15 protein-coding genes and 1 pseudogene are annotated in these 14,001 nt (G+C 64.1%); 7 read left to right on the plus strand and 9 right to left on the minus strand.

Features of this window, described 5'->3' with window-relative positions; genetic code table 11:
• Nucleotides 1–987 precede the first annotated feature (987 nt).
• From AC0L3N_RS32595 to AC0L3N_RS32605, 3 genes and pseudogenes are all read right to left on the minus strand, one after another.
• Complete coding sequence (locus AC0L3N_RS32595) at nucleotides 988–1,326, minus strand: VOC family protein (protein ID WP_473551696.1); 339 nt, start codon at nucleotides 1,324–1,326, stop codon at nucleotides 988–990.
• 123 nt (nucleotides 1,327–1,449) lie between these two features.
• Nucleotides 1,450–1,652: pseudogene (locus AC0L3N_RS32600) on the minus strand (DNA mismatch repair endonuclease MutL); the annotation flags it as partial.
• 260 nt (nucleotides 1,653–1,912) lie between these two features.
• Nucleotides 1,913–2,278 (minus strand): VOC family protein, encoded by a 366-nt coding sequence (locus tag AC0L3N_RS32605; protein ID WP_123148011.1) that lies wholly within the window; start codon nucleotides 2,276–2,278, stop codon nucleotides 1,913–1,915.
• Between the two features lie 149 nt (nucleotides 2,279–2,427).
• Between AC0L3N_RS32605 and AC0L3N_RS32610 the strand changes: the two genes are divergently transcribed.
• Together AC0L3N_RS32610 and AC0L3N_RS32615 are read left to right on the plus strand one after the other, a co-directional pair.
• A complete protein-coding gene (locus AC0L3N_RS32610; protein WP_473551697.1) occupies nucleotides 2,428–2,739 on the plus strand; it encodes a hypothetical protein in 312 nt (103 codons plus the stop codon).
• Nucleotides 2,740–2,749: 10 nt separating this feature from the next.
• The gene (locus AC0L3N_RS32615; protein WP_473551711.1) at nucleotides 2,750–3,640 is read left to right on the plus strand and encodes a sigma-70 family RNA polymerase sigma factor; all 891 of its coding nucleotides are present in this window, start codon (nucleotides 2,750–2,752) and stop codon (nucleotides 3,638–3,640) included.
• An 87-nt stretch (nucleotides 3,641–3,727) separates the two neighbouring features.
• Here the strand turns inward: AC0L3N_RS32615 and AC0L3N_RS32620 are convergent, their stop codons facing one another.
• Nucleotides 3,728–4,825, minus strand: a complete 1,098-nt coding sequence (locus tag AC0L3N_RS32620) for an AraC family transcriptional regulator (RefSeq protein ID WP_473551699.1) — start codon at nucleotides 4,823–4,825, stop codon at nucleotides 3,728–3,730.
• Between the two features lie 76 nt (nucleotides 4,826–4,901).
• Here AC0L3N_RS32620 and AC0L3N_RS32625 point away from each other — a divergent pair, with 76 nt between their 5' ends.
• Nucleotides 4,902–6,014, plus strand: coding sequence for a DUF1330 domain-containing protein (locus AC0L3N_RS32625; protein ID WP_473551700.1), 1,113 nt, complete (start codon nucleotides 4,902–4,904; stop codon nucleotides 6,012–6,014).
• A 194-nt stretch (nucleotides 6,015–6,208) separates the two neighbouring features.
• On the opposite strand, the gene AC0L3N_RS32630 is transcribed toward AC0L3N_RS32625, so the two are convergent.
• A complete protein-coding gene (locus tag AC0L3N_RS32630; protein ID WP_473551713.1) occupies nucleotides 6,209–7,366 on the minus strand; it encodes a sulfite oxidase in 1,158 nt (385 codons plus the stop codon).
• Nucleotides 7,367–7,623: 257 nt separating this feature from the next.
• Here AC0L3N_RS32630 and AC0L3N_RS32635 point away from each other — a divergent pair, with 257 nt between their 5' ends.
• Both AC0L3N_RS32635 and AC0L3N_RS32640 read left to right on the plus strand, forming a co-directional pair.
• On the plus strand, nucleotides 7,624–8,256 hold the full coding sequence (locus tag AC0L3N_RS32635) for a DUF1326 domain-containing protein (protein WP_473551701.1): 633 nt from the start codon (nucleotides 7,624–7,626) through the stop codon (nucleotides 8,254–8,256).
• Between the two features lie 8 nt (nucleotides 8,257–8,264).
• A complete protein-coding gene (locus AC0L3N_RS32640) occupies nucleotides 8,265–9,158 on the plus strand; it encodes a DUF2182 domain-containing protein (RefSeq protein WP_473551703.1) in 894 nt (297 codons plus the stop codon).
• A gap of 57 nt (nucleotides 9,159–9,215) precedes the next feature.
• Here AC0L3N_RS32640 and dinB read toward each other — a convergent pair whose 3' ends face one another.
• The 3 genes from dinB to AC0L3N_RS32655 form a co-directional block, all read right to left on the minus strand.
• Nucleotides 9,216–10,457, minus strand: coding sequence for a DNA polymerase IV (gene dinB / locus AC0L3N_RS32645; protein ID WP_473551705.1), 1,242 nt, complete (start codon nucleotides 10,455–10,457; stop codon nucleotides 9,216–9,218).
• Nucleotides 10,458–10,832: 375 nt separating this feature from the next.
• The gene (locus AC0L3N_RS32650; RefSeq protein ID WP_473551706.1) at nucleotides 10,833–11,291 is read right to left on the minus strand and encodes a GNAT family N-acetyltransferase; all 459 of its coding nucleotides are present in this window, start codon (nucleotides 11,289–11,291) and stop codon (nucleotides 10,833–10,835) included.
• A gap of 124 nt (nucleotides 11,292–11,415) precedes the next feature.
• Nucleotides 11,416–11,784 (minus strand): hypothetical protein, encoded by a 369-nt coding sequence (locus AC0L3N_RS32655; RefSeq protein ID WP_473551708.1) that lies wholly within the window; start codon nucleotides 11,782–11,784, stop codon nucleotides 11,416–11,418.
• 324 nt (nucleotides 11,785–12,108) lie between these two features.
• Between AC0L3N_RS32655 and AC0L3N_RS32660 the strand changes: the two genes are divergently transcribed.
• Nucleotides 12,109–12,297, plus strand: a complete 189-nt coding sequence (locus AC0L3N_RS32660) for a hypothetical protein (RefSeq protein ID WP_473551709.1) — start codon at nucleotides 12,109–12,111, stop codon at nucleotides 12,295–12,297.
• 50 nt (nucleotides 12,298–12,347) lie between these two features.
• On the opposite strand, the gene AC0L3N_RS32665 is transcribed toward AC0L3N_RS32660, so the two are convergent.
• The gene (locus AC0L3N_RS32665) at nucleotides 12,348–13,052 is read right to left on the minus strand and encodes an XRE family transcriptional regulator (protein WP_123148064.1); all 705 of its coding nucleotides are present in this window, start codon (nucleotides 13,050–13,052) and stop codon (nucleotides 12,348–12,350) included.
• A gap of 438 nt (nucleotides 13,053–13,490) precedes the next feature.
• Between AC0L3N_RS32665 and AC0L3N_RS32670 the strand changes: the two genes are divergently transcribed.
• Nucleotides 13,491–13,883 (plus strand): hypothetical protein, encoded by a 393-nt coding sequence (locus AC0L3N_RS32670; protein ID WP_473551710.1) that lies wholly within the window; start codon nucleotides 13,491–13,493, stop codon nucleotides 13,881–13,883.
• The last annotated feature ends 118 nt before the right edge of the window (nucleotides 13,884–14,001 follow it).

Here is a 14,001-nt window from a genome sequence, read left to right on the forward strand (position 1 = left end):
CGCGCCGGGGGGGGGGGGGGCGGGGGGGGGCCGGGGGGGGGGGGGGGGCGCCGCCCCCCCCCCCCGGCCCCCCGCGGGGGGGGGGGGGCCCCCCCCGGGGGGGGGGCCCCCCCCCCCCCACGGCTATGAGATCACGTTCGCAACCAACCACCTGGGCCACTACCTGCTGCTCCGCCTGCTGATGCCCCGGCTTGCCGATGACGCCAAGGTGATCATCACGACGAGCGGCAGGCACGATCCCGCCGAGCAGACGTCGTTTCCGCCTCCGCGACACGCCGACGGATGGCTCCTCGCCTACCCCCGAACGGGATTCCGGCGTCGACCACTCGTCGCGCGTGGCGGCTGGCCGCGCCTTCTACGCCGCATCGAAGCTGGCGAACCTGCTCACCGCCCGCCGGCTGGCGCGGTTGGCCGAGGAAGAGGGACGTGGATGGACGATCTTCGCCTTTTGCCCCGGGCAGGTGCCGGGCACGGGCCTCGTTCGTGATTACTCGGCGCCGATGCGCCTGGGCTGGTGGCTGGCCGGCACAAGCGGGCGCTCCGTTCGTGGCCCGCCTGATGGGAGTGAACACGGCACGGGCAGCGGCCGCCACTCACCGGCCTGGCGCAGGACGACGTACGCCCGCCGCCGGGTCGTCTCTACGCCCGCCGTGCGGCGAGGGAAGATCACCTGGCCGGACCTCTCGGAGCTGGCCCGCCGCGACGACGTCGCCGTCGCGATGTGGCGCATCAGCGAAGTGCTGGTGGGCATGTCGGACGCCCCGTGCCCGGATGAGCGCACGCGGCGACCTGACGTTGCTGGGCGGCGAGAGGGATTTTCTGCACCTCCTGCCGCGGAGCATTCTTACTCGTTGGAACAGACGAGACCGACAGCAGCAATCCACCGATAGTGTTGAAAAAGTCCGGCAGAGCAGGGTGATTTGCCTTCGAATCTCCATCCCGCTCCAAGTCTTTACTTGGTCGCGCGTCCGGACGGAAAACCGGCATTTAAGCAGCCCCGGCTTTGTGCGCCAAAGGATGCCTCGGCTGGTAGAGGCCAAGCGAGCCGCCACTGGGAAGCGAGACATGCGTGAGCAGGCCCCAGCCTTCATCGGTGACCGAAGTGCATTCAACATCGTGCGATTTCAGCTCTTGGATTGTGGCATTGATGTCTTCGCACATGAGATAGACTTCGTGGCTGTCGTTTTCGGCGACCGGGTGAACGGCAATCTCGGCCGGCGGCAATGCGAAGATCAACCAGCCTTCGCCAGCATCGATTGCTGGAAAACGCAGAACATTGCGAAAAAATGCGCGGTCTGCCTCGGCATCTGTGCTGTAGATGATCATGTGTGCGCCGGAAATCATGGCTCCTTACCTCCCTGAAAGTGATGCGAACAAGCTATTGCCGTTGCAAACGACGTTTCGGCGCTACCGCCGTCCACACAGCCGCTCGATATCGACAAGCTTCAGTTAGATATAGGTCGGTCGGCCGTGATTGCAGGTGCCGGAACCCGGCGTTGCTTCCATCTGGCGGAGCAGTGCATTCATTTCTTCCGGCCGAAGCTGCCGGCCGAGCGCACCGAGCCGTGGCACGCCATGGTAGCGGCGATTTTGTCGAAACGCTGCTTCAGCGTATCGGCGGTGTCAGTCTCAGCGATCTCGTCGGCAAGATCGCCGAGCCTTGGCCGCACCGTTTATCGAAAAGTGAGACGACTGGGTATCACTCGGCCGGCGCAGAGAGCATTTCCGACGATATTCAACCTCTCGCCTCGGGGGAAACTTCAAGGGCAAATCGTGACTCTGAGCTGCCCCTTTCATCAGTCTATTTCGCTGCCCGGTAGTTGACAGTCGCAGCAACCAGCGCTGATGACACCTTCTCCAGCCGTTCATGGGCGCGTCAAAATTGAAATGCCCGCTCTCCGGCTGCACCCGCTCATTGGCTGCCGATCACCATCCGGTTGCCCTCGCTGTCGCGAAATTCCGCCACCGTGCGGCCTGGCTGCCAGGGCGCCTCCTGCGGTTCGGTGATGATCTCGACGCCGCCCGCCTTCAGAGCGGCGATCGTGGCCTCGACATCGTCGCCGACCAGCACCAGCACTGGGTCCGCGCCTGGCGTGTCGTCGGCGCGCCTCACGAAATGCAGGTTCGTCACGGCGCCGGGAAATTTCAGCTCGATCCAGCGCCAGCCGCTATCGCCCATCTTCTCGTCGGCCGCGACCTTGCAGGCGAAATGCCTGGTGTAGAACGCCTTGGCGCGGTCCTGGTCGAATACCGGCAGTTCGGCAAACTGGATGTGCATGGTCGTCTCTCCTGCTCCTCGATGGCTGCTGCGTAGCCGTCCACAGCTGGAAGACGGATCCGGGCGGCCGAAGAGATTTATAGCGTGCGAGAATCCTTTCGGGAACGCGAAACGTCTTCTGCTCAGACCAACCATTCAGGAGACGAACCATGGGCTACAAACTCATTCGCTACAGCGTGAAAGACACCGGGCTGGAAGAGAACCGCGCGCTGGTGGCAAAAGTGTTCGAGGCGCTGGATGAGACGACGCCGCAGAGCGTGCGCTATCTCGTGCTCGAATTGGACGACGGCGAGTTCGTCCACGTCGTCGGCGATGGAAATGACACATCCGCGCTGACCGGGCTTGCGGCCTTCGAGGCGTTCACGCAAAACCATGCGGAGCGACGTTCTACCCCGGTCAAGCGATCGCCTGCCAAAATCATCGGCAACTACCATGTGCTTGAGGACGGCAAAGCCGGATAGAATGGACGCCATGATCCCACAAAAATTCGACCGGCCGGCGCTGGAGGCGATGCTCTCCGGGTTGCGTCCCAAACTGCACCGCTACTGCGCCCGCATGGCCGGCTCGGTGATCGACGGCGAGGACATCGTGCAGGAGACGCTGCTGAAGGCGCTGCAGGCGGTCGACGGCAGCATGACGGTCGAGCGGCCCGAGCAATGGCTGTTTCGCATCGCCCATAACGCGGCGCAGGACCATCTGCGCCGGCGCCATCGGGAAAGGTTGCGCATGACCGAGACCGACATGACTGCCATCGAGGACCCGTCCGGCAGCGCCGACAGCAGGCTCGCCGCGGCGACCGGCCTACGCAGCTTCATGCAGCTTTCGGTGCCGCAGCGCAGCGCCGTGATCCTGGTCGACGTGCTTGGCCTTTCGCTGCATGAGACCTGCGAGGTGACCGGCGCGACGCTGGCCGTCACCAAGGCGGCACTGCATCGCGGGCGGGCGCAGCTGCGCGTGCTAGCAGCCGAGCCCGAACAGGTGGCCGCGCCCAGGCTCGACGCCGATGACGAGCGGCGGCTGCGCCGCTATGTCGACCTGTTCAATGCGCGCGACTTCGACGCGGTCAGGGCGCTGATCGCCGAGGATATCCAGCTCGAACTCGTCAACCGCCTCCGCCTGCGCGGCAAGGCCGAAGTGTCGACCTATTTCGGCAATTACGACCGCATAAGCGACTGGACGCTGTCGCTGGGTCTTGTCGACGGCCGGCCGGCGATCCTGATCCGCAATCCGCAGGAGCCGGACGGCGCCGTGCGAGGCTTCATGCTGGTCGAATGGCGGGACGAGCGGGTCGTCCAGATCCGCGATTTTCGCTATGCACCCTGGTGCCTGGTCGATGCCGAGATCAGCACTGTGGAGGGGTAGGGGAGGGCTGGAAATGGTGCGGAGATGGCGCGCGGAGGCGTCTGTCGGGGCATATTGTGTTCCCCAAATTGGCCTCCGGCCGCCCGGCTATCCGCGCTTGCCGCTGCGCCAGCCAGCCGGCGAGACGCCCGCGAGCTTCTTGAAGCTCCGGCTGAAGGCCGCTTCGGACTCGTAGCCGACATCACGTCCGACCGTCGAGACTTTGGCCAGCCCATCAGTGAGCAGTCGTGCGGCCAGTTGCACGCGCCATCGCGTGAGATATTGCATCGGTGGGCAGCCGACGAGGCGCGTGAAGCGGGCCGCAAGGACTGACCGCGAGACGCCCGTTTCGCGAGCGAGTTCTTCAATTGTCCAGCCACGCGCCGGATGCTCGTGGACGAGCGCAACAGCCCTGCCGACGGCGGGGTCGCGCAAGCCGGCCAGCCAGCCGGTCTGCTCCGGCAGCAGTGCCTCAAGATAGCGGCGAACGACCTCAACGAACATCAGCTCGCTGAGGCGTAGGCGGATGCATTCAGCGCCAGGCCGTTGAACGGACACCTCTGCCAGCGTTAGCTCGATCAGCCGGTCGAGCAGATCGCTCGGTGCGCCGGCCGCACGCCGAATGCGTATCAGCGGAGGAAGGGCCCCGAGCAGAGGATTGAACGGCCGTGCATCGCAACCAAGAAAACCGCAGACATATCTTGTCAGGAGGGGGCCGTCGCCACCTTCGTTGACCACGAAAGGCAGTTGTCCAGCCGCCATGGCGCGAAAGAAATCGAGCGAATCTTCCGGGCTCAAACCTGATCGCACTCCGGGCGCACTGCACATCGCGTACGAATCCTCATGCGGGATCAGAAGTATGTCGCCTTCGGCAAACTCCATCGGCGAACCCTCATTGATGCTGACCGAGCCCGATCCTTGGGTGATGATGTGGTAGGAAATCACGTGTTGGGCGCGCGGCAGGATGAGATGGGCAAATGAATCCGCCCGCGGCACTTCCACACTCCAGGGCGAAGAGGCATCGACCCAGAAGAAAAGCGCGCCGGTGAGCTTTATCACGCGCAGCACATCTGAAAGCACATCCTTGTCCGGCACGGCCGAAGGTGCGGCATCGGCAACGACCTCTTCCGGTGGCCGCCCAGGCGATGGCGCAAGAACGGACGCTGCGGCAAGCGATTGAGACGCTGGGTCATGGAGCGTGCCCATGGCCAAGTCTACTATGCGCCGAACAGCATATCCACCGCGCATCCCGTGCAGTCCATGCGATCAACGGAGGTCGGCCATGTCTACTTATTGCTTCTTCGACGTGCGTGAAATCACCGACCAAGCCAAAGTCGAGCAGTATCTGGCAGGGGTCTTTGCAACGGTTGAACAATATGGAGGGCGCTATTTGGTGCTGGGCGGGAAATCCGACCTTGTCGAAGGAGACTGGCAGCCGGTCTATCCGGTCATCGTCGAATTTGCCGACGCCGAGCATGCCAAGCGCTGGTACTCATCGCCCGAATACGAGCCGCTGAAAGCGCTTCGCGTCGCCGGAACCCGATCCAACGCAGTGTTCCTTGAAGGTGCCACGCCGGGATCTGAGGACGCGGCGGTCCAGATCCGCCGGAGTAGGACATCGAAAACTCCGGCTGAAATCTACGACTCACTGTTCGTTCCAGCGCTGTTCCGACAATGGGGGCCCATCGTCGCCGCCGAGGCGCGAATAGGGAAGGGCGACCGCGTGATCGACATCGCCTGCGGTACGGGTGTGCTGGCGCTCGCGGCCCTCGATCGCGTTCGCGCGGAGGGCAAGGTGGTTGGGCTTGACCCCAATCCCGATATGCTTTGCGTTGCCCGCCGCAAAAGCAACCGCATCGATTGGCGAGAAGGGCGCGCCGAGCAGATTCCTTTCCCGGATGAAAGCTTCGACGCCGCAGTCAGCCAGTTCGGCCTGATGTTCTTCGAGGATCGAGCAGCCGGACTGCGGGAAATGCTGCGCGTGGTTAAGACCGGCGGCCGGCTCGCCGTCGCGGTCTGCGACTCGCTCGACCAGTCGCCCGGCTATGCCGCAGTGGCGGCTATGCTTGAACGGCTGTTTGGAAGCGACGTTGCGAATGCGTTCCGCGCGCCCTTTGCGCTCGGCAATGCGGAGTTACTGCTCTCGCTCTGCGCGAAGGCAGGCATAGAGCGTGCCGAGGTGAAGCGGCACCGCGGAACGGTCCGTTTTGCCTCGATCGAGTCGCTGATCTCGACTGAAAGAGCCTGCATCTGGACGTTGGGCGGGCTTTTGGACAACGAGCAGTTTAAGCGGCTTCTGGAGGAGGCCGAGCGAGCACTCGTGCCTTTCGTGACAGCGGTCGGCGCCGTCGCTTTCGACATGCCGGCGCTCGTCATCACGGCATCCAAGGACTGACGCTGGGGACCGATTTCCAGTATTCCGGCCGTCCCATGTCCCCATGGACGAGACGAATCGCAACAGTCCACCCGAAGCGGTCGTTCCGGGCATCTGCGATGCGCGTCTATTTTGCCTGCCGAAGCGAACCTAAAGCTTGCTTGGACAACCAGTCTGCGATCAGGCGCTGCCTGCTTCACCTTCCCGCGTAGTTCTTAGTCGACACGCACGCGGCGCGTCACCTGGCCATTGCTTTCCCAGTATGTGTGTTTCTTGGCAATCAAGGGATCGTCCATTGCCGGTTGAACTTGTCCCGTGGTGCTGACCGCGCGCGAGGTCACCGTGTGTTCTCCAGGAGAGGGATTTGCCCAATCCAGGGACCAAATCTTCCAGGCGTGTTCGGCCTCCTCACTGCGGTCAATGACCGCTGGTGCCCATGGCGCTTGATCGATTTGCACTTCGACCCGGTCGATCGGTGCCCCCCATGCTGCCCCAATGACGCGGTAGTTTGAGTTTTTCCGGGTGACCTTCGCAGGCGCGGACTTTATCAGCGCTCGCCCGACTGAAGTCTCGGTCCACACGGTCTCGCCGTTGTGCTCTTCCTCGCGGATGGTGACATAGTCACGGGCCATCAGAAGGCTCATGAAGCGGGTGTCGCGAACTTCGATGCGCTCCAGCCACTTGACGTTGGCGATCCCGTACCAGCCGGGAGCAATCAGCCGCAGCGGAAAACCATTGGCCGGCGGCAAGGCGGCTCCGTTCATTTCATAGCAGAGCAGATTGTCGGGATTCATCGCGTCGGCGAGCGACATGCTGCGAGCGAAGTTCTGCTGCATCTTGACGTCGCGTATTGCGACCTCGCCCTTGTCAGTACCGAAAAAGACGACCTCGATGCCCTTCTCCAGAACGCCGGCTTCCTCGAGGATCGGGGCGAGCGGCGTCCCTGCCCAGCGGGCATTGCCGATGCCGCCGGTGAAAAAGGGAAACCCGTGGTTGCCCGAGCATTCCACTGTGAAAACGACCTCCTGCCGCGGTCGCGCCTTGATGTCGGCGAGTGTCAATTTCAAGGGCTTCTTGACCAGCCCCCCGATCTCCATGGACCATGTCTTCTCGTCGATCGTTGGCCGGTTGAAATGCGAGATGCTGAAGAACTTGTGGTTTGGAGTTATCCAGCTGTCCAAATCCTCCCAGACAAGCTGCTTTTGGATACCGACCGGATCGGGATTTTCGGTCGGCTGATCCAGCCACGCAATAACTTCCTCGCTCGGCCGTTTTGGAAAAGCGTAAGCCCGACGCGAGGTATAGAGAGCAGCAATTGCGGCAAGAGCCGCGCTTCCTTGAACAAGAAGTTCTCTGCGCTGAAAATCAGGCATGTTGTTTACCTCCCAGTTGATCCGGAACGGGCTGCAACGTGCCTTAGGCCGTAGCCTGATCACGGATAGGCGACACAATGCGAGCTCTGCCCAACCGGAAGTATCCGGATAGGTCAGACAATCACCGACGCACGTCAAGCATGTGAAGCATTGGACGAAACACCAGCTCGCGTTTCGCACGCTAAGAGTGCGCCTTTGAGAGGGAAGAGTCCAGGTGTATGATGATGGTCTAATATTTCGACATCAGGGAGGACAGCATGACGTCTTGGGAAATCAAGGGACGTGAACTCGTCAATTGCACCTGCGAATATGGCTGCAACTGTCAATTCAATGCGTTGCCCGACAAAGGCCATTGCCATGCCGTTGCCGGCATTCAGATCGATGAGGGTCATCATGGCGAAACCGCTCTCGATGGCCTGCGGATCGCCGCGATCTTCAAATGGCCTGGCGCGATCCACGAAGGCAATGGCGAAGCCATCGCTCTCATCGACGAGAATGCAACCGACCGGCAGCGTAACGCGCTGCTGCGCATCATGACCGGCCAGGACACCGACCCGTTCGCGACGATGTTCGCCGTCTACGCCTCAACCGTGACAAAAATGAATGAGCCGGTTTTCACCAAGATCGATCTCGACCTCGATATTGATGGCCGCAGGGGCCGCATCTTCGTCAAGGATTACATCGAAACGGTCGGCGAACCGATCCGCAACAAGGTGACGGGCGCGGACTCGCGCGCGCGGATCGTGTTGCCGAACGGCTTCGAATATGCGGTCGCCGAGATCGGCAGTGCTTCGAGCACAACCAGCGGCCCGGTTCAGGTGACCACGAAGGACAGTTACGGCCAGTTCGCGCGGCTGCATCTCAACAATCACGGGGTGGTGCGAGCCTGACGCCTCGCATGAACGGCGCGTCGCCACTGGAACGCCTGCTCAGACGCGACCGCGTCATCACGATTGCGGGCGTGGTGGCGCTGTGCCTGCTGGCCTGGCTTTACATCGTCGCCGGTGCAGGGCTCGGCATGAATGCGTGGGAGATGTCGAGGCTCGCGCTCTTCCCCCACCAGCAAACTGCCGGCGTGACCTCCGATAGGTCCGGCATGGATATGTCTGGCATGGACATGCCCGGCATGGACATGAGCACGATGGCCACGGCGACGGAACCGCGGGTCTGGGGGGCCGCGAACTGGGCACTGATGATCGCCATGTGGTGGGTCATGATGATCGCCATGATGTCCCCGAGCGCGGCGCCGACCATCCTGCTCTACGCGCGCGTGCATCGCCATGCGCTCGCACAGGGGCAGATCCAGGACAGGCTCGCGCCGACCGGCGTATTTATGGCAGGCTACCTCCTGGTCTGGCTGGGGTTCTCCGTCGCGGCCACCGCGTTGCATTGGCTGCTCGAACGCGAGGCATTCGTTTCCGCGACGATGATGAGTTCGCAAAGCCGCTGGCTTTCAGCCATCGTCCTGATCGCCGCGGGCCTCTATCAGCTCTCGCCGCTCAAGAATGCGTGCCTGTCGCATTGCCGGGCACCGACGGCGTTCCTTGCCCGACACTGGCGTCCCCACGCACTCGGCGCGCTGCGTTTGGGCGCATTGCACGGGGCGTTTTGTGTCGGATGCTGCTGGATGCTGATGGCGTTGTTGTTCGTGGGGGGCATCATGAACCTGGTGTGGGTTGCCGGGCTCGCCATTCTGGTGCTGGTTGAAAAGGCGTTTCCTGCCGGCCAGTGGGTTGGCCGGGCGGCCGGCATCGTCCTGATCGCCTGGGGCAGCGCTACGCTTTTGGTCTGACGACCAGACCGATCGCTTTTTGATGCAAAGTGCATCGCCCCGCTCGGCCAAGCCGGCTCACAATTCCTTTTCGGCCAGTTCGCGAAACGCGTCGGGAACCGAGCGCGACTGGCCGAGCGCGACCGAGGCATAGCCGACCGCCTCCCAGCCGAAGCGGTCGCGGATCTTGTCGATGGCGCGGTCGGCCGTCCAGCGCGCCGCACCCTTGCTGGTGCCGGGGCGGCGCCGGTCGTCGTCGAGGTCGAGCGGCAGTTCCAGCTGCAGGCCCGGTTGCTGTTCCAGATGCGAGACGGCGATCGCCAGCAGCGAGATGGTCTTTTCGTGCGGATGATCGACAAGCACCTTGCGCACCAGCGCCTCGGCGATCTCGGCCAGCGTGGCGGTTGCCGAAATCGGCTGGTCGAGCGTGATCGAGCGCGTCACCGAGCGCAGATCGGCAAAGCGAACGCGAACCGTCACGGTGCGCCCCGGCCGGGACTTCGCCCGCAGCCGGGTGGCGACCCTGTCGGCCAGATGCAGCAGCGCCGGCACGAAGATTTTTGCCTCGGCCGGTTTCCTGCCGAGTGCCGATTGTGCGCCGGCCGATCGCGCCCGGCGCTGCGTCTCGAGCTTGCGCGGATCGCGGTTCCACGCCAGCGCGTTGAGCTTTTCGCCCGCCGCCGGCCCGAGCAGGCGCTCCAGCGACCAGCCAGGCGTCTTCGCCAGTTCGCCGATGGTGCGCACACCGATGCCGGCCAGCCGCTCCCTGGTGACCGGGCCGACGCCCCACATCAGTTCGACCGGCAGATCGTGCAGGAACTCCAACTCGTAGCGTGGATCGACGACCACCAGCCCGTCGGGCTTGGCCACTTGCGAGGCGATCTTGGCCAGGTGCTTGGTGCGTGCCACGCCGACCGAGATCGGCAGGCCGAGCTCCGCCCGCACGCGGCGGCGGATGGTTGTGGCGATCTCGGCCGGCGGACCGAACAGATGGGTGCAGCCGGCGACGTCGGCGAAGGCCTCGTCGATGGAGATCCGCTCGACCATCGGCGTGAAATCGCCAAGCACTTTGATGGCCGCGTCGCCGAGCCGCTGATAATCCTTGAAATGGCCGCCGACGAAAATCAGCCCGGGGCAGAGTTCCCGGGCGCGCCGCCCCGGCATGCCGCCACGCACGCCAAAGGCCTTGGCCTCGTAGGAAGCGGCCAGCACCACACCGCCGCCGACGGCGATCGGCTTGCCGCGCAGGGCCGGGTCGAGCAACTGTTCGACCGAGGCATAGAAGGCATCCAGATCCGCGTGGAGGATGTTGGCTTCCATCCGGCCCGTTCGCCCGCGGCGGTTCGAACGCCGCATGTCTTGAGGGGTGGTTTCGTTTGGAACATAATGAGAACATGCGGGTGGATTGTCAAGCGGCGTGGAGGGCAGGTGGAGGGCAATCGCTTCAGGTTTGCGCTGCCCCTCATCGCCCTGCCGGGCACTTCTCCCCGTATAGGGACGGGGAGAAGGACAGCCTTCGCAAAGGGTTTCGCCAATCTCCGGCGTTGCAGTTCGCCAATCTCCGGCGTTGCAGAATGGGTGCCGAGGTTGCGGACAGCCCCCTTCGCCCCGTCACTATACGGGGAGAAGGTGCCGGCAGGCGGATGAGGGGCAGCGCCGACTTCAAGCGATTGGCCTGACGGCAGGTGCCGCGATCTACAGCGCCATCTTGTAGCCGAGATGGCTGGCGGTGAAACCGAGGCGATCGTAGAAAGCGTGCGCCTCCCGTCGGCTCTTGTCGGTCGTGAGCTGAACGAAGCTGCAGTTGCGCGAACGGCACGCTTCAATCGCCCATTCGATCATCCGCTTGCCGACGCCGCGAGACCGCCATTGCCGCGCGACGCGAACGCCTTCGATCTGCCCGCGCCAGGCGCCTTTCCTCGATATGCCTGGAATGAAGCTGAGCTGCAGGGTTCCGACCACCTGTCCGGCTTCCACGGCCACAGCCAGCAGCTGGTTGGGATCGGCATCGATCGCGCTGAAGGCATCGAGGTAGGACGGCACTAGCGGCGTCGACGGGTCCTCCCGACCAGCACCGAGCGCATCGTCGGCAGGCAGTGCGACAATTGCCGGCAGATCGTGCGCTTGCGCGCGACGGAATTTGATCTCGCTCATCGAGTGGACATACGGTGTGGATTTGGTGACGGCAAGTGCGGTCCAGCTATGCGCGACAGGCGCGTCGCCGTGCGGGCGACCGGCCGCCAGGCATTCGCGGCTGATGGCGTCGGCGACGTCCGGCTTACGCCGCCTGCCGTGCCCAGAGGCGGTGGCCGTAGCGGCGGAAGAAGCGCGCCAGAAGCCGCTGCTGCCTGGCGCGGGCGAGATCGGCGCCGCGCCTTTCCTGGCGCCAGCGCGGCATGTTGCGGAACAGCGCAATGAAGCGGGCGGTGTCCTCGAGCGCCTCCTCGGCCGACTGCGCCGGGCGGATCGCCGCCAGGAACAAGGCCTCGCCGTGCTTCAGCCGGTCAACAATCGTTTTGCGCTGATCATGGCCCAGGCGGGCCTTGCCTATGCCGTCGAGGCGGACGGCGGCGAAGGCCGCCAGCATGGCCGGGCTGTCGCCAGTATAGCCGCAATCGCGGGCGAACTGGGCGGAGAGGGCGTCCATCTTCGTCTCCTTGATTGGCGGCCGCGACGGAGGCCCGGCCCTGCCGCCTATCTGATCGTCCGCGGCGGCGTTATCAGTCGATCCGATATATAAGCATAACTCAAAAATTGACACAAGTTAAACTTTTGCACGGTGTGAGCGGAACTGACTCGACTCTTCGGGAAAAACCCCTAATGTTGTGAACAAAACAGGAACTGAGGCACTAGGGACGATGGCATTGCCGGGCAAGGAAGCGACGATCGCGAGGTCGTCTCGATCGCGGTCGAGTGTATCGATTGCGGCCGCAACAGATGGTGGAAGCCGGCGGAGCTGAAGCGCTTCGGGGTGACCGCGCAGACGCCGCTGGCGGCGCTTTCGGGGCGCCTTCGCTGCTCGGCCTGCCGCGCCGACGGGCTGCCGGGCGCGGCGATCTCGATCCAGGCGGCGTTCATCGACGAGCAGCAGCAGCGCCGCGCCGAAGCGCGGATGCTTGGCGAGCGCGAGATTCCGCTGGAGAGATCCAGGCGGGCTTGATGGAAGAAACGCCATCTCCCCCGCAAGGGGGGATAGTGCCTGCCGCCGCCCTAGTACCCCAGCAGTTCCTTGAGCGGGATGACGCGCCAGACGTGCTTGATCGCATAGCGGTTGAAGGTCAGCGTCTTCGGCGGATTGTACTGCTCGACGACCAGCTCGGCGGCGGTGCGCTTAACCAGTTTTTTGATGAAAGCCTTGCCGTTGCGCTCGTGTTCCTCGGGGAACATCTCGATCACCACGTGGTCGCCGGGCACGGCGTCGCGGCCGCCGCAATAGAGCATCTCGCCGGGCTCGTAGCGCGGCACCATCGAGTCGGAGAGCACATGCAGCGCGAACACCTTGCGCAAATGGGCGATGCCGGGCGGGCGCTGGACATAGCCGGCGACTTCGCCGTTGAAGGTGAAGTCGCCGTCGTCGCCGCCGACCGCCGCACCGAGAAGCTCGATGTCCATCGGGCCGGCGGGCAGGGGGGCGGCGTCGGTGACGATCTCGGCGTCGGCGACATTGTCGGCGTCGTCGAGGAAGACGACCTCGCCCTTGCCGAGAGCCACCGGGTCGACGCGCAGGAAGGCGGCGGTCTTCAAAAGGTTCTCGGTTTTTGGCAGGTTGCGGCCGGTTTCCCAATTGCCGACGGCGGCGACGTCGGTGTCGTTGTGCTCGGCAATGTGGCGCATCACCAGGCCGCGCTGCTTGCGCGCCTTGCGGATCGCCGCCCCGACCTTGATCGACAATGAGGTTTTCGCCATGGCGGCCATCTGAAACATAAGAACCGGTTTCGTCCATGAAAGAATGGCTTGCATAAATTTTTGAGTTATGCTTATATACAGCCATGCACAAGCCACGTCGCCCCATCTTGTTTTCCCATCCGTCCCGGCTGTCCTCCTCCCCGGCCGGGACGAAGCCCGAGGCTAGCGCCTCGGCTCCGGTTGCCCTGCCGTCGGCGGCGGCGACCGGAACGGCCGGAGCCGTTCCCCGCACGGCTCCGGCCACGAATTTCCGCAAATGCAATGCCGGCCTTTCGTGCATCCGCACCGAGGACGGCACGGTCATCGTCTTCGACCGGTGCACGGGCAGGGCGGTTTCCGGCGCCACAAGCGAGGCGGCCGGGGCGAAGCTTGGCCGCCGGAGGTGATCTTTCTTCTCCCCGTGAACGGGAGAGGGACGAGCTTCGGCCTTTCAAACGGATCAACATCATGCCCGCCTATACCGACACAGTATTGCAAAGCATCGCCCGCACCCCGGCCAGGCTGGCGCCGCCGGTCTGGCTGCCGCAGCGCCAGTTCGTACGCGAGGTCCACGGGCCCGATGGCGCGGCTCTCAAGGTGCCGGCACCGCGCGCCGTTGCCGCCGTCGGGCGCCCGCCGCATGTCGCGGCCATGCGCTTCATCGACTGCCTGTTCAACCGCTGCCGCGCGCCGCTCGATCTGACGCTGGAGGAAGATCCCAAAAACGACGCGCCGGGCAGCCGGCCGGCACTGGACATGCTGTGCTGCGGCCTGCGCACGCGGCCGCTGAAAAGCTACTGCGCCTATCACGCGGCACGCTTCTGCGACCATCGCCGTACGGCTCTCGCGGATGCAGCGTGAGCGGCATCGGTCGAGATTCTTCTCGCCAAGCACGGCGGCCTGGTTCCTCGCGCCCGCTGCGCGGGGGAGAGAAGCTATGGGGCGGCGGCGAGGGTTGTGGCACCATCGTTGCTGTGAA

The sequence above is a fragment of the Mesorhizobium sp. WSM4807 genome (assembly GCF_055811615.1).